The 14951-nt window shown below is 47.3% G+C and carries 14 protein-coding genes; 11 read left to right on the forward strand and 3 right to left on the reverse strand.

The features are described from left to right. Positions 1–3 precede the first annotated feature (3 nt). From VIM72_RS09715 to VIM72_RS09735, 5 genes are all read left to right on the forward strand, one after another. Complete coding sequence (locus VIM72_RS09715; RefSeq protein ID WP_332002638.1) at positions 4–1143, forward strand: AhpC/TSA family protein; 1140 nt, start codon at positions 4–6, stop codon at positions 1141–1143. Between the two features lie 172 nt (positions 1144–1315). Then, positions 1316–1675, forward strand: a complete 360-nt coding sequence (locus tag VIM72_RS09720; RefSeq protein ID WP_332002639.1) for a BlaI/MecI/CopY family transcriptional regulator — start codon at positions 1316–1318, stop codon at positions 1673–1675. Positions 1676–1688: 13 nt separating this feature from the next. Beyond that, positions 1689–3248, forward strand: coding sequence for a M56 family metallopeptidase (locus VIM72_RS09725; RefSeq protein ID WP_332002640.1), 1560 nt, complete (start codon positions 1689–1691; stop codon positions 3246–3248). A 114-nt stretch (positions 3249–3362) separates the two neighbouring features. After that, positions 3363–3824 carry a redoxin domain-containing protein gene (locus VIM72_RS09730; protein WP_332002641.1) on the forward strand — a complete coding sequence of 154 codons (462 nt, stop codon included), beginning with the start codon at positions 3363–3365 and terminating at the stop codon, positions 3822–3824. A gap of 1 nt (position 3825) precedes the next feature. Beyond that, entirely contained in the window at positions 3826–4335 is a 510-nt protein-coding gene (locus VIM72_RS09735) for a DsbA family protein (RefSeq protein ID WP_332002642.1), read from the forward strand. On the opposite strand, the gene VIM72_RS09740 is transcribed toward VIM72_RS09735, so the two are convergent. Beyond that, positions 4318–5397 (reverse strand): formylglycine-generating enzyme family protein, encoded by a 1080-nt coding sequence (locus VIM72_RS09740; RefSeq protein ID WP_332002643.1) that lies wholly within the window; start codon positions 5395–5397, stop codon positions 4318–4320. The genes VIM72_RS09735 and VIM72_RS09740 overlap by 18 nt on opposite strands. Before the next feature lie 140 nt (positions 5398–5537). Here VIM72_RS09740 and VIM72_RS09745 point away from each other — a divergent pair, with 140 nt between their 5' ends. Continuing rightward, positions 5538–6905 (forward strand): GH1 family beta-glucosidase, encoded by a 1368-nt coding sequence (locus tag VIM72_RS09745; RefSeq protein ID WP_332002644.1) that lies wholly within the window; start codon positions 5538–5540, stop codon positions 6903–6905. Between the two features lie 249 nt (positions 6906–7154). On the opposite strand, the gene VIM72_RS09750 is transcribed toward VIM72_RS09745, so the two are convergent. Beyond that, a complete protein-coding gene (locus VIM72_RS09750; protein ID WP_332002645.1) occupies positions 7155–8384 on the reverse strand; it encodes a hypothetical protein in 1230 nt (409 codons plus the stop codon). A 9-nt stretch (positions 8385–8393) separates the two neighbouring features. Next, positions 8394–9728 (reverse strand): DUF4270 family protein, encoded by a 1335-nt coding sequence (locus tag VIM72_RS09755; protein ID WP_332002646.1) that lies wholly within the window; start codon positions 9726–9728, stop codon positions 8394–8396. 247 nt (positions 9729–9975) lie between these two features. On the opposite strand from VIM72_RS09755, the gene VIM72_RS09760 reads away from it, so the two are divergent. The 5 genes from VIM72_RS09760 (at position 9976) to VIM72_RS09780 (ending at position 14944) form a co-directional block, all read left to right on the forward strand. Continuing rightward, entirely contained in the window at positions 9976–10974 is a 999-nt protein-coding gene (locus tag VIM72_RS09760) for a Kelch repeat-containing protein (RefSeq protein WP_332002647.1), read from the forward strand. Then, entirely contained in the window at positions 10967–11314 is a 348-nt protein-coding gene (locus VIM72_RS09765) for a DUF4907 domain-containing protein (protein ID WP_332002648.1), read from the forward strand. The genes VIM72_RS09760 and VIM72_RS09765 overlap by 8 nt, the downstream gene beginning before the upstream one ends. 300 nt (positions 11315–11614) lie before the next feature. Next, a complete protein-coding gene (locus VIM72_RS09770) occupies positions 11615–12895 on the forward strand; it encodes a sensor histidine kinase (protein ID WP_332002649.1) in 1281 nt (426 codons plus the stop codon). Next, positions 12892–13623 carry a LytTR family DNA-binding domain-containing protein gene (locus tag VIM72_RS09775; protein ID WP_332002650.1) on the forward strand — a complete coding sequence of 244 codons (732 nt, stop codon included), beginning with the start codon at positions 12892–12894 and terminating at the stop codon, positions 13621–13623. Before VIM72_RS09770 ends, VIM72_RS09775 begins: the two co-directional genes overlap by 4 nt. Positions 13624–13816: 193 nt before the next feature. Next, positions 13817–14944, forward strand: coding sequence for a cysteine desulfurase family protein (locus VIM72_RS09780; RefSeq protein WP_332002651.1), 1128 nt, complete (start codon positions 13817–13819; stop codon positions 14942–14944). Positions 14945–14951: the final 7 nt, after the last annotated feature.

Below are 14951 nucleotides of genomic sequence, written 5' to 3' on the forward strand. Positions count from 1 at the left end.
CCAATGAGAAAAACAATTATAGGCATAGCCCTTTTAGTGCCGGCAGTGATGTTTGCCCAGGATAAGAAAGGCGCAGCTGCAGGCAAGCCTTATACTATACAGGGAACTGTTTCCCAACAGCATGACCCCGCTACCGTTTACCTGAGAATGCGCAAAAGTGGTGAAAACTTCATGGACAGCGCACAAATCAAAGACGGTAAATTTACATTCAGCGGCACCCTGGAAGAAGCAGGTCTGGCCAGCCTGATGCTGGTACAGAAAGGCAGTGAAAAACCGGTGTCTATGGGGCGTGATATGCTGGCGGTTTTCCTGGATAAAGGCGTTATCACCATCACTACTACCGATTCCATCAGCAAGGCTACTGTAACCGGTTCCAAAGCCAACGACGACTATAAACAGCTGAATGAGCTGTTGAAAGATGTGAATGAGAAAGGTGCAGCGCTGCAGACCAAATACCGTGAGCTGGCAAAGAATAAAGACGAAGAAGGCATTAAAAAGCTGGAAGCGGAATATGATGCGTTAGATGCAGAAGAAAAAAAAATTGAAAACGATTTTCTTGCTAAAAATACCAATTCTCCCATTGCGATGTTCCTGTTGAACCAGGTTGCCGGTTATGATATAAAACCTGCTGAAATAACACCGCTGTTCAAAAAATTAAGCAAGGAAGCAAAGAACTCGCCTTCCGGTAAAGAGTTCTCCAAACGCCTGGAGTCTGCCCGCAAAACCGCTGTAGGCCAGCCAGCACTTGAATTTGCACAAGCGGATGCCAATGGTAAAAATATCAGCCTGTCATCTTTCCGTGGTAAATATGTGTTGGTTGATTTCTGGGCAAGCTGGTGTGGTCCCTGCCGTGCAGAGAATCCTAACGTGGTAAAAGCCTATGATAAATTCAAGGAGAAAGGTTTCGAGATCCTCGGCGTTTCCCTGGATGATAAAAAAGATAAATGGCTGGCCGCAGTAGATGCTGATAAGCTCACCTGGACGCATGTTTCCGATCTGAAAGGCTGGAAGAATGCAGCAGCAGATCTTTACGGTGTTCGCGCCATTCCGCAGAATGTGCTGATTGATCCTAAAGGAAAGATCGTAGCCAAAAACCTGCGTGGTGATGAACTGGCTTCCAAACTGGAAGAGATATTGAAATAATTTTCCCTCCGGGAGATAAATAAATAAGAGGTGCAAAGGGTTCAATCCTTTGCACCTCTTTCTTTTTAACCGGTTTCCCTCCGCGTCTACCATCTTTCTAAAAAAATATTTGTTTATCTACGAAATGTTCGTAGATTTACGAAAGAATCGTAATTCAAATTATTTAATTGCTATGGAAAAACTTACCCAGCAAGAAGAAACAGCCATGCTGGCTATCTGGAAAGTAGGGAAAGGTTTTGTGAAAGACTTCCTGGAGGCGCACAGCACGCCGGTTCCTCCTTATACTACACTGGCATCTACCATTAAGAACCTGGAGAAAAAAGGCTTTGTGGAGAGCCGGAAAATGGGTAACGTATATGAATATACGCCGGTAATGGAAGAAGCGGCTTACAAGCAGAAGTTTATGAATGGCTTTGTAAAAGACTATTTCGAGAACTCGTATAAAGAGCTGGTATCTTTTTTCGCAAAAGAGAAAAAGATCAGTCCAGACGAGTTGAAAGAGATCATCAACATGATAGAAAAAGGTAAATAATAAAATTACGGCTATGGTACCTGCTATTTTAATATACCTGTTAAAGGCAAATATCGCGCTTACCTTATTTTTCCTGGCTTACCGCTTTGGTTTGCGCAGGCTCACCTTTTACACCGGGAACAGGCTGTTCCTGCTCACGGGTATTGTTTTTTCATCCCTGTTTCCCCTGATATCCATTGATGCGTTTGTAAACAGGCATGAAGTGCTGGCAGACAGCGTAATGACCTATGTGCCGGACCTGGCCGGCTGGCAGGCGCCAGCGCCGGTATTTACCATCTGGACACTGCTGGTATACATATTCTGGACCGGTGTATCGGTAATGGCTATACGTTTTTGTTTCCAGTTGTTATCATTATGGAAGATACATCGCAGCTCCCAACGCAGTAAAATAGCTGGTACACCAGTGCAGGTGCTGCAGCAACCGGTGAATCCTTTTTCTTTTTTCCGCAATATATACATCAACCCCGTACTGCATCAGCCGGAAGAACTACCGGCCATCCTGCGGCATGAAAAAGTGCATGTGCAGCAGTGGCACAGCGTAGATGTGGTATTGGGTGAGCTGAACAACATTTTTTACTGGTTCAATCCCGGCGCATGGCTGATGAAAACAGCCATCCGTGAAAACCTGGAGTTTATTACAGACAGGTACCTGCTGAAGCAGGGCGTGGATAAAACCGCCTATCAATACAATTTAATTAAAGTAAGTGGGATCCCATATGCGACGGCCATCGCAAACAATTTCAATTTCTCACATCTAAAAAACAGGATCATCATGATGAACAGCAAAAAGTCATCACGTTATCAAATGGCGCGTTACCTGGTATTAGGACTGATGGTAGGAGGAACCGTATTATCGCTCAATTATACAAAGGCGCCTTCCCTGCATCCTTTTGCCAGCGTTATTGTTAAAGACACAGTACCACCGCCGCCCCCGGCTCCGCCCAAAGCGCCGCCACCGCCTAAAGTAGAGCAGGTGAAGAAAGGAATACCGAAGCCGCCTCCGCCACCTAAAGTAGAACAGGTGAAGCTGGCGCCACCCACAATAACAAAAGATACCGTGGCGCCCGGGAAAAAAGGAACTGTGCTCAGGCTTAGCAATGTAGATCCGGATAAGGCTCCGCTCTACATAGTAGACGGCAGCCCCGTGGAATCTATGGAAGGTATTTCACCGGATGGTATTGAATCTGTCAACGTGCTGAAAGACAAATCAGCCACTGCGATTTATGGCCCCAGGGGAAAGAACGGCGTAATCCTGATTACCATGAAAAAGAATGGGGAGAGCCTGGCAGCGCCGGTAAAAGATACTGTTAGAGTGACGGGCCACCTCTCCGTCAAAAACGTTGGCGCTCAAACATTACCAGCTGGTGTAACAATGGTGGTAGACGGCAAAAAAGTTACCCGGGAAGAAGCTAACAGCATACCCGCTAATTCCATCAAATCTGTAAATGTTTACAAAGGAGGCAAAGCCACTTTTTACAAAGGGGAACCGCATCCTGAAGGCGTGGTAGTGATCACTACCAAAGGGGAAGGAAACACCATAAAAGTTGATTCCGATACAATCATTGTTAAATAACACAAGGGCAATAGCCTGTTTCAAAAAGCCACGGTCCGCCACCGTGGCATTTTTGTTTTTGCAAAACATTATTCCCCCGCAGCTGTTTATATAGGACCAACAATTGAACTGCTTATGTTACAGAAAGGCGAAACTGCCCCGGATTTTACCCTGGAAGCCACTCCGGAAAAAAAGGTGCATCTGAAAGACCTGCGTGGAAAAAATGTTATCCTGGCCTTTTACCCGGCCGACTGGAGCCCGGTATGCAGTGATCAGATGGCATTGTACAATGAAATGCTTCACTATTTTGAAAAGTACAATGCGGTATTACTTGGTATTTCTGTAGACGGCGCCTGGTGCCACCAGGCATTTGCCAGCGCCCGCCAGATCCATTTCGACCTGCTGTCGGATTTTGAACCGAAGGGCGCTGTATCCCGCGCTTACGGCGTATATGAGGAGAGAGCGGGGATCAGCAAGCGGGCTTTATTTGTGATAGATGCCAACGGTATTATTCAATGGAGCTATTTATCGCCGGTAAATGAAAACCCTGGCGCCGACGGGATCCTTGAAGCATTGGAAAACCTAAAAGACAAGTGATATGCCTATCCTCATTCCCCCGGTAAACGCATTGGACCATGTGCTCGGTGCGCCCGGCGCCACTATTGAACTGGTTGAATACGGCGATTTTCAATGTCCCTACTGCCGGGAAGCATTTTTTGTGGTAAAGGAGCTGCAGGAGCGTTTTGAAGGCCGGCTCCGGTTTGTGTTCCGTAATTTTCCATTGTCGGAAGCCCATGAATATGCGATGGATGCTGCACTGGCAGCAGAAGCCGCTGCCAGGCAGGGCCGCTTCTGGGAAATGCATGACGCCCTTTACAACCGCCAGGCGGAATTAAACGATGCCCTGCTGATAACATTGGCAACGGAGCTGAAACTGGATCTGCAACAGTTCAGGGAAGATATGGAAGCGCCCAAACTGCTTAGCAGGGTGGAGGCTGATTTTGAAAGCGGTGTTCGCAGCGGTGTAAATGGTACCCCTACTTTTTACCTGAAAGGCAAACGGTATAACGGCGATTACCGTGAACTAGCCTCAGTGCTGGCTGAGTGAACGCACACAGCGGAAACCCAGGTTGGCCAGCCCGGATTCGGGCGTACTTTTCATCCGCGCTGATACCCGGTATCCACGGCAATATTCGTCACTGCACATAAAGGAACCTCCCCTGATCACCCGTTTGGCCTGACCCGGATCGTCCGGATCAAATGCCGCCGCCGGTCCCGCAGGGTTCTTTACGCCTTTTTCCCCCTGGATATAATAGTTGGCATCGTACCAGTCTTCGCACCATTCCCACACATTCCCCGACATATCATACAACTGGTAACCGTTAGGGCTATACGATTTTACCGGCGCCAGGCCGTAGTATCCATCTGTTTTGGTATTGTTATAGGGGAAATTGCCATTCCAGGTATTGGCTTTGGGTTTGCCGCTGGTAAGCGCTTCGGCGCCCCAGGGATATATTTTCCCTGACAAACCTCCACGTGCCGCGTATTCCCATTCTGCTTCGGTAGGAAGGCGTTTACCGGCCCATTTGGCATAAGCCTGCGCATCCAGCCACGAAACCTGTGTAACAGGCTCATTATCGCGTTGATTGATATTGCTGCCGGGGCCTGAGGGATGCCTCCAGGTAGCGCCGGCCACGAACGACCACCACTGGGAAATATCATTGAAGGGCACAGCATGGTCGGGTGGTGTGAACACCAGCGCGCCCGGCTTCATCATTTCTGCCAGTGCACTGCTGTCGGGCTCCGGTGTGCCCGGAGGTAAACTGGCCAGCAGCTCTTCTTTACTGATGGGCTTTTCGGCAGTAGTTACATATCCTGTTGCCGCTACAAACTGTGCAAATTCGGCATTGGTCACTTCGTGTTCATCCATCCAGAAACCGTCGATACTCACCGTGTGTTTGGGATATTCATCGGCCATACCGGTAGAGTCATCGGCGCCCATGGTAAAGGTCCCCGCCGGTATCAGCACCATTTTATTCAGTGAATCCCTGCCGTTTGCTGCTGCCTCCTGCTTGCCGGGATGGCCCGCGCAGGCGCTCAGCAAAGCAAGACCCAGTAATAGATGTATCTTCCCTGTCATCATTTGTCTATCGTTTTTGTAGGCTTTCAAAAGTAATATTTTAAAACAGCTTTTGCGAAATTTTCACCCGCTATCATCCCTTAACAATTATATAATTAATTTTCCCCGAAAACTGTTGTAAACTGCATGTTATTCCGGGAAGCACTTGCCCCGGTTTACAGGTATTGCATATGCAAACAACTGCTGTACCCTTTACCCGAAAGGATTTCGGGGATGATTTTCTCTGGGGGGTTACTATTTCCGCATTTCAGAATGAAGGTGCCTTCAATACCGATGGCAAAGGTCCTTCTATTTGGGATACTTTCTCCGGCCGCAAGGGAAAGATCAAAGACAAGAGCCACGCACAGGTAGCCACTGATTTTTACAACCGTTACACACAGGATATACTGCTGGCAAAGCTGCTGGGCTTTTCCGTATTCCGTTTTTCATTGTCCTGGTCCCGCATCATTCCCAAAGGCACAGGCGCGGTAAACCCCGCAGGGATCGACTTCTACCACCGGGTAATAGATGCCTGCCTGGAGCTGGGACTGGAGCCTTATATCACGCTTTATCACTGGGATTTGCCCCAGGCGCTGGAACATAAAGGAGGCTGGAGCCACCGGGGAGTTGTTTTTGCTTTTGAAGAATTTGTGCGGATATGCGCCCGCGAGTACGGCAATAAAGTAAAGAACTGGATCGTGATGAATGAGCCGTTTGGCTTTACTGCCCTGGGTTATATGCTGGGGGTGCATGCACCGGGTAAATTTGGCCTGTCGTGGTTTTTACCGGCAGTGCACCATGCGGTAATGGCGCAGGCTGAGGGCGGGCGGGTGCTCAGGGATGAAGTGCCCGGCGCCAATATAGGCACGGCATTGTCCTGCTCCCAGATCATCCCGAACAGTAACAGTGAAGCCGACCTGGTGGCTGCACGCCGTGCAGACGCCCTGTTCAACCGCCTGTTCCTGGAGCCCTCCCTGGGCATGGGATATCCTGTGGGAGATTTTCCATTGCTCAAACGTATTGAGCGCCGTTATGCTTTATGGCGCGACTGGGACCGGCTGGCTTTCAATTTTGATTTTATTGGCGTACAGAATTATTTCCCGCTGGTGGTAAAGTACAACACGTTTATGCCGGTGGTGAAAATCTCCGAAGTAAAAGCCCGGTATCGTAATGTACCGCTAACAGGACTGGGCTGGGAGATTAACGGCAACGGGCTATACGAAGTGCTCCGGCAGTTTGCTTCCTATGAAGGCGTTAAAAAACTGATCGTCACCGAAGGCGGCGCCGCTTTCCCTGATATACCCGCTGCAGACGGCCGCATAGCAGACCTTGCGCGTATCAGTTATTTCCAGGAATATTTATCCGGAGTACTGAAGGCCAAAAAAGAAGGTATACCGGTGGAAGGCTATTTCGCCTGGACCCTCACCGATAATTTTGAATGGGCAGAAGGTTATCGCGCCCGTTTCGGTCTTGTGTATGTGAATTTTGAAACGCAGCAGCGAATGATCAAAGACTCCGGCTACTGGTTCCGCGACCTGCTGTCTCCCAGCGGGCAATGATCGCCTTCGGCGATGCGCGGATTTTGTCTGACTCAGGATTAAACTGATTATACTGATTACACTGATTTGATCATTTTTGATTTTAAAAGATTTGGGGAGATGTAAGCGGGTACAAAAATACTCGCTTACATCTCCCCAAATCTTTTAAATCATTTATAAAATCGCAAAAAATAAAATCAAGGTAATCAGTATAATCAGTTTAATCCTGAGTCAGACAAAATCCGCGTGCCGCCAAAGGCGGCCCACCCGCTATTGTGCGAGGCGTTTGAAGAACCAGATGTCCCTTAAGCTGAAGTTAAATACGGCGTTTACATATGTTTCCTTCACCAGCGCTGTTCCTTCCTTGCCGCGTTGCCCGGCTTCGAGGCCGATATAGTACCTGAGCTGTCCGTTTTTATTGGGAAGTGATACGCCCAATGTGCCCGAGATATCGGTGATTTGCGTGCTGCCAACCACCAGCGGGGTTTTATTGTAGGCGAAGCCGGCCTGTAAAATGGCCCCTTCAAAGCTTTGATTATAGTATTGCCGTTTTATCGTGTATTCCAAACCGGTAGAATATCTTTCTCCATCCTGGTAACGGAAAGTAGGTCCTTTTTCATTCAGTGAGTTCCACAGGGAATGCCGGTAATCGGCCACCCAGGTAATGGTACCATTAGTAAGGCTCAGGCCAGCCCCATATTCCGCCGGCAAGGTAAAGAAGGAGGGATCCTGGTCTTTCTGGTATAAAGAAGTGCCATCCTGGTTCACGATATTCAGTTTTTCCTGGAGCTTCATGGTTGTTTCGAAGCGGTAAGTGGCGCCCAGTCCGAGTTGCCAGTCCTTGCCCACCTTACCGGTGTATTGCGCGCCTGCGGTAAAGTTAGGTTTGAAACCATATTTGTTATGCTGGGTTTGTAAGGAGTCTGAACCAACATATTGTGTAGTGTTCAGGGGGCCGAACAGGAAAGCGGTAGATACGCCCACAGAAAAGTTTTTGCTAAGCTGGAAACCGTTGGAGATATAGGCCCTGTTGAAACCGCCGGTACCTGTGGTGGTAGCGGTTACCGGTGTTCCCGTACCCGTTACGAACTGCTGGTTTTCCAGTTTGTAATCTACTGTGCTGAAAGGCGTGATACCAGCGCCAATGCCCCACCACTTGGCGGCTTTAAAACCGAGGGCCAGCCGCTTGAAGTTGATGTCGCCGGCGTTTTGTGAAATATTATTACCGCTGTAGTTGATCTGTTGTGCTTTCAGCGACACATCAAACATAAAATTCTGCGGGGGAAGTGCGCTGTAGGAGGCGGGATTAAGTTCATTAAGATAGCCGGAGTGCCGGCGGCCGATGCCGGTGCTTCCCAGCCCGAAATTGCGGCTGTAATCCCTCGATTCCAGGTCGCCTATGCCATAGGCGGAGTAAATGGAATTGAGCCCGTGTTGCGCTTTTACAGTGGTTGTGCACAACAGGAGTATGATTAATCCGCTATATATTTTTATTCGCATGAGTATCCTTTATTTATACAACAGGTAGTATAACTGTATTTTAAGTTTATTGTCGGTGTTCTGCTGATCGCCAATTACCAGCCTGTCAAGCGTAGTCCTGCTGTCTGTGGCGCTTGGTGTAAGCAGCAGGCCGCGCGTGTCTGTGATGCTGGCAGTTTGTTCTTTGATGACGTAGTTGGTGATGTCAAAGGTGTAGTTGGTGTTTTTATCGTACAGTTTATCTACTGTCAGTTGCCCATAGGTAAGGGTATCTGTTACCTCGTTCAGCTTATTCACCTCGCACAGCGCCATTCTTGGTGGCAGGCGGTTATCTGTATAGGTGCCGAGCACCGGTTTGAGCGTCATGTATACTTTCATGATCTTAAAGAACTGTCCCATGTACACGAGATTTTTGATATAAGGGATATCTATTCGTGTAGCCGAGCCGGTTACAGGTTGTGTGAAGACCCTGTTGCCGGTGCTGGCGGAAGGAAGCTCCGTAACGCTGCCTGTAAGCGGGGCCAGTGGCGTGCCGGTATGATCTGCCACTACCTGGTTGAACTGCAGGTTAGACGCCTGCATTTTGAAATCCACATACTTTACTGTGGTTATAATTTCGTTGACATGATAGTATAACCGCATCACGAGAGAGGTGTCGGTAGCAGAGAACCCGGTAACAGCTTTACTGTTGGGTCCCCCTCTTACATTCAGCCCTTTAAAGAATTCCAGGAAAGTATTATTGGCAGTGATATCCGGGCTTTTGTCGCGCAGCATGCCAAACAACAGGCTACCCAGTTGGTCGGACATATGTACGGTAACGGTTTTATCGGTAAGCGGGCGGATAACGCCGCTGAAGCTGCCGATCGGCGTACTTTCTGTAGCGAAACTGCTGCTGTTGTACAGGTAGTAAAAGTTTTTGGCTGTTTGTATGGTAGAGGTAACCCGGTACACCTGGAATTCCTGCGGAATGGTGGAGTCGCCGGCTATATAACCATTAGGGCGCATGATCAATACCATGGAATCATATGCGGAGCCATTTGCGGGGATATCTACAGTGGCGGGTTGTGCTATCTGGAAATAAGACTGGATGGTAGCGGTACCAAACAGCGGGTCGGTTCTTTTACCTGCCAGCAGTACGCCTGTGCCGGAAGTAGGTACGGAATCCTGCTGTACCGTTTTTACATTTACGGTAAGCGTGTCAGACAGGATGTAATCTGTATTCTGGTTATTGTCTACAACATTATTATAGGAGAATCCGGTTTTCTGGCAGGAGGAAGCCGCCATTGCCAGTAAAAGTGCGGGAAGGTACCTGTAAAGGTCCCGTGCTATGCGCCTGAAAAATAAGTGATATATGGTATTGTTCATGGTGCGCAATTTTAGACAGGATCGATACTTTCAGTTCCTTTAATATGCCAACGGCCAAAATTCATCGATGAATAACGAAATATATCCTTTATGCCGCCGATAGCGCAGGAACAAGCTTTTCGGGCGAAAGAAACCAACTGGTAGATGAAATAACGGTATCCGTCCGTTAAAAACAGGGGAACAGCTATTTCCTGTTTGCCGGAATGCTCCTGCGGATAATTTTGGCGCTAGTAAAAAGAACATGCTAATGCGATATTTAAAAGGTTTTAGTTTATTATTGATGGCTTCCCTGGCGGCCTGTTCGAAAGGTTCAAATACTACAACGCTGGTGGGGAACTGGATGAAGCGCTCTCAATACGAAGGCGTAGCCAGGAGCTCCGCAGCTTCTTTTGTAATTGATAATAAAGCCTACGTAGGCACCGGCTATGACGGAACTGAAAGATTGCAGGATTTCTGGGTATATGATGTGGATCAGAACCAGTGGACACAGGTAACCTCCTTCCCCGGCGTAGCCAGGAATGGCGCTGTGGGCATGGCCATGGCCGGTAAAGGTTATGTGGGTACCGGTTATGACGGGCTAAATAAACTGAACGACTTTTACGAATACGACCCGGTTGCCAAAACCTGGACTAAGAAAGCAAATTTTAAAGGCACTGCCCGTTACGGCGCTGTGGCTTTTGCGCTGAACGATAAAGGGTTTATTACCACCGGTTATGATGGCAACTGGTTAAAAGATAACTGGAAATTTGATCCTACCGCCCCGGATGCAGAGGCATGGACGCAGGTAGAAAGCATGAACAGTGGAAAAAGAACCGATGCTTCTGTTTTTGTGATCAACAACAAAGCCTACGTTTGTATGGGCACTGCCAATGCAGCCAACGTAACAGACTTCTATGCATTTGATGGTACCACCTGGACCACCCTCAACCCGATAGCCAACGTAAACGACGACAGCTTCGACGATGATTATAACTTCGCCGGCAGCTCTGCAGCAGCTTTCTCCATGCAGGGTAAAGGCTACATCGTTTCCGGTATCAAAGGCAGTTACTCCGCTGCTGTATGGGAATATACACCGGGCACAGACCGCTGGGTACAGAAAACAGACTTTGAAGGCGCCGCCCGCTCAGGCGCAGTGGGCTTCAGCCTGAAAGACCGTGGCTTTGTTGGACTGGGCGCCAGTTCCAGCCTGTCGCTCGACGACCTTTGGGAATTTAATCCTACCGCAGAATACAATAAAAATGACTAAGCGTAATATCATTATCGTAGCCGGTATTGCCGTAGTTGTACTGGCATTTGTAATAGGAAAATCATACCGGCCGGCAACACAGCAATCAGGTGAGGATATGGTGCCGGTAGTAGTGGTCCCTTTTGAAATAAACAACGGATGGGGATACAGGGTAAATGTAGACGGTCATACCTACATTTACCAGGACGTGATTCCAAGCATCCCAGGCAACCATGTGTTTAGTTCAAAAGAACATGCCATGCGCGTAGGGCAGTTTGTGGCGGCGAAATTAACACAGCATAAAATACCATCCGTATCTCCCCAGGAGCTGAAGGATATGCAGATAACGGAAGCGCAGTAAAGCGGATTTTGTCTGACTCAGGATTATGATGATTTCGCTGATTACGCTGATTTTATTTTGGGAATTTGAATAAAATTAAAGGAGCAGATAAATTCGCTTTTATCTCCCTTAATTATTATTCAAAAAAAATATAAAATCAGCGTAATCAGCGAAATCATCATAATCCTGAGTCAGACAAAACCCGCATTTTAAGCTGTTTTTAATTTCTTTATTAAATTTAACAAACCCTTATATCGGATTAACAAATTTTAACACAAGCCTAACCCTATCTGGTGTAAGTTTATCGCATCAAACAAAGTGATGCTAAATTTCAAACGGATTATCAGGAGTCGTCCCTTCCTTATTTCACTGCACATCCTTGGCTGGACGTGCTTTCTGTTTTTCCCTTTTTTCATTTACCGCATCCAGATCCTGCATACAGGTTTCTTTATAAAAGAACTGATCGATAACCTGTTTCTCATTGGTATTTTTTATCTCAATATTTATGTGCTGATCCCCCGTTTTTTTAACGGGAAAAAGATCGTCATTTATCTCAGCAGCATCGTTGTGTTGATTGTTTTTATTACGATGCAGCAGGCTGCCTTAAATTATTATTTCTTCCGGAACTATGCGCACAGGGGACATCCGATGATGACCCTACGCATGGATAGAAAATTTAACAATTCAGAAGTAACATCCGACAACTTTCCACCGTTTCACCGTCGGCGTATGATGATGAGAGCAGGGTTTGCTCCGGCTGTTCCTGCGGGGCAGGTAACCGAAACATCCCCCGGAACTTTTGATACCACCGGTGTTACCGTTGCCAGTACGGTGCCCGCATTGCCAGGGCCGCCAATACCGTTGATAGATGCGGATGCGCCGGGTATCCTTGAGTACCTGTTTTTTCCGGAAGTGTTGAGGAGGTCCGGTTTTTTTGCATTGCTCATGCTGTTTATGAGCGGGTTTATAAAGATTGCCCTTGAATGGTTTAAAAGTGAAAAACAACGGGAAGAACTCAAAGTGGAGAAATTAAATGCGGAATTAAAATTTTTAAAGTCGCAGATTAATCCTCACTTCCTTTTTAACTGTCTAAATACCATTTACTCGCTGGCTCATAAACAATCAGCGCAAACAGAACATGCCATTCTGAAGTTGTCAACCATAATGCGCTACATGATCTATGAGTCCAACGAAGCCCGGGTATTGCTTTCACATGAATTGAAATACCTGCATGATTACATTGAGATACAACGTTTAAGGTTACCGAAAGATATAGAGATCACTTACCGGCTTACCGGTAATGCCGATGGTGTGCAGATTGAGCCGATGCTGCTGGTGCCTTTTGTGGAAAATGCCTTTAAACACGGGATCAGTTATACGGAAGATTCCTTTATAGATATAGACATCGCTACAACTGAAGATATGATCAGATTAACAGTTAAGAACAGTCACTTTAAAGAACGGGTAGCCGAAAGGGGCGGGGTTGGCCTTGACAATGTATTAAAACGATTGGCGTTGCTTTATGAGCATGAACACGAGATCGATATTACGGAAACCGAAAACCAATTTATTGTTGATCTTAAAATTGTGTTGAAAAAATGATAAAGTGTATTGCAGTGGATGACGAGCCACTGGCGCTGGAAATCATGGAAGATTATATCCGCAAGGTCCCTTTCCTGAGCCTGGCCGGTAAATTCGAAAACGCGGCCACCGCGTTACGCTTCATCCAGGATGAACCGGTAGACCTGGTATTTCTTGATATCAAAATGCCGGATATCACGGGCATCCAGTTCCTCAAATCCCTTAAATACCCACCCATGGTAGTGTTTACCACCGCTTACGGGGAGTATGCCCTGGATGGCTTTAACCTGGATGTAGTGGATTATCTCCTGAAACCCGTTCCTTTTGAGCGTTTCCTGAAAGCTGCCGCCAAAGCCAGCGAAACCTGGTCTGTTTCCCAGCAGAAGAACCTGAACGCCGGCAACAACGCCATTGCCATGGATGCTGCATGGGTAAACGACTACATCTTTATAAAAACAGAGTATAAGATCATTAAGATCAACCTGGAAGACATTCTTTTCATTGAAGCACTGAAAGACTATACGAAAATCTATACACATAACCTGCCCGTACTTACGCTGCGCAGCCTGAAATCATTTGAAACCCGTTTACCGGCCGATAAATTCATCCGTGTACACCGGTCGTACCTGGTTTCCCTGAATAAGATAAACTGCGTAGAGAAAAATACAGTGATGATCGCCAACCAGTCGATCCCCATTTCCGATGGGTACCGCGACCGGTTCTATGACGTGATTAACAGAAATTCTTAATATATTTTCCCTCCGGGAGATATGAATTAAAGGGTGAACAACGCGTTGCAACCCGATCAGCGTGTTGTTCACCCTTTAAGTTTCCGCTTATAAAAAACCAAAATCAAAAATCCCAAAATTTTCGGAACTTCGCTACCTTTTAAGACCACCAACCACCATTAATTATTATTCTTTTATCAAAAACCACCAAACATTGGAAAGAATATACTTCGACAATGCAGCTACCACATCGCTGGATCCGGCGGTGTTAGAAGCAATGCTGCCCTTTATGACGGAAAAGTTCGGTAACCCTTCCTCTATCTATTCTTACGGACGGGAATCAAGACTGGGTATCGAAAACGCACGTAAATCAGTCGCCAAAACATTAAACGCACATCCGGGAGAGATCTTTTTTACCTCCGGCGGCACCGAGAGCAGCAATACTGCCATTAATGCCGCAGTAAAAGACCTGGGTTGCAAACACATCATTTCTTCGCCTATTGAGCACCATGCTACCCTGCACACCGTGGAATACCTGCACCACCACGATGGCGTAGCCCTTTCTTTTGTAAATGTATTGCCCAGCGGCCATATTGATATGGACCACCTGCGGGAACTGCTGCAAAATTCAGAAGAGCGTTGCCTGGTAAGTCTCATGCACGCCAACAACGAGATCGGCAACCTGCTGGATATTCATGCTGTAGGAAACCTTTGCAAAGAATTTGATGCCATTTTCCATTCAGATACCGTGCAAACCGTGGGTCACTACCCGTTTGACCTCCGCAACACGCCCGTGCACTTTATTACCGGCGCAGGGCATAAGTTCCACGGTCCTAAAGGAGTGGGCATCCTATATATCAATGAAAATGTGAAGATAACGCCTTTCATCCAGGGAGGCAGCCAGGAACGTAATATGCGTGCCGGTACAGAAAACCTGTATGGTATCATCGGTTTTGCAAAAGCCCTGGAACTGGCCACCACTCACCATGAAGAGCATAGCGCCCATATCAACGGCCTGCGTATGTACATGGCGGAGCAGCTGAAAAAGCATATTCCTGAAGTAGCTTTCAATGGTGATCTGTATGGCCGTAGCCTTTATACTGTATTGAATGTGGCATTCCCGAAATCCGAAAAAACGGAAATGATCCTGTTTAATATGGATATCAACGGCATCTGCGCTTCCGGTGGCAGTGCGTGTACCTCCGGCGCCAATGCGGGATCACACGTTATTCGCGCCATTAATAGTAATCCTAACCAAATTGCGGTGCGTTTCTCCTTCTGTAAGAACAACACCAAAGAAGAAGTGGACAAAGTAGTGGAGAAGCTGAAGGAATTAATGTAATTACGCG

It is taken from the genome of Chitinophaga sp. (genome assembly GCF_036569185.1).
Classification (GTDB): domain Bacteria; phylum Bacteroidota; class Bacteroidia; order Chitinophagales; family Chitinophagaceae; genus Chitinophaga.

Coding starts and splice junctions, on each gene's coding strand:
- VIM72_RS09715 (WP_332002638.1), top strand. CDS start 4: ATGAGAAAAACAATTATAGGCATAGCCCTTTTAGTGCCGGCAGTGATG.
- VIM72_RS09720 (WP_332002639.1), top strand. CDS start 1,316: ATGGAAAAACTTACCCAGCAAGAAGAAACAGCCATGCTGGCTATCTGG.
- VIM72_RS09725 (WP_332002640.1), top strand. CDS start 1,689: ATGGTACCTGCTATTTTAATATACCTGTTAAAGGCAAATATCGCGCTT.
- VIM72_RS09730 (WP_332002641.1), top strand. CDS start 3,363: ATGTTACAGAAAGGCGAAACTGCCCCGGATTTTACCCTGGAAGCCACT.
- VIM72_RS09735 (WP_332002642.1), top strand. CDS start 3,826: ATGCCTATCCTCATTCCCCCGGTAAACGCATTGGACCATGTGCTCGGT.
- VIM72_RS09745 (WP_332002644.1), top strand. CDS start 5,538: ATGCAAACAACTGCTGTACCCTTTACCCGAAAGGATTTCGGGGATGAT.
- VIM72_RS09750 (WP_332002645.1), bottom strand. CDS start 8,384: ATGCGAATAAAAATATATAGCGGATTAATCATACTCCTGTTGTGCACA.
- VIM72_RS09755 (WP_332002646.1), bottom strand. CDS start 9,728: ATGAACAATACCATATATCACTTATTTTTCAGGCGCATAGCACGGGAC.
- VIM72_RS09760 (WP_332002647.1), top strand. CDS start 9,976: ATGCGATATTTAAAAGGTTTTAGTTTATTATTGATGGCTTCCCTGGCG.
- VIM72_RS09765 (WP_332002648.1), top strand. CDS start 10,967: ATGACTAAGCGTAATATCATTATCGTAGCCGGTATTGCCGTAGTTGTA.
- VIM72_RS09770 (WP_332002649.1), top strand. CDS start 11,615: ATGCTAAATTTCAAACGGATTATCAGGAGTCGTCCCTTCCTTATTTCA.
- VIM72_RS09775 (WP_332002650.1), top strand. CDS start 12,892: ATGATAAAGTGTATTGCAGTGGATGACGAGCCACTGGCGCTGGAAATC.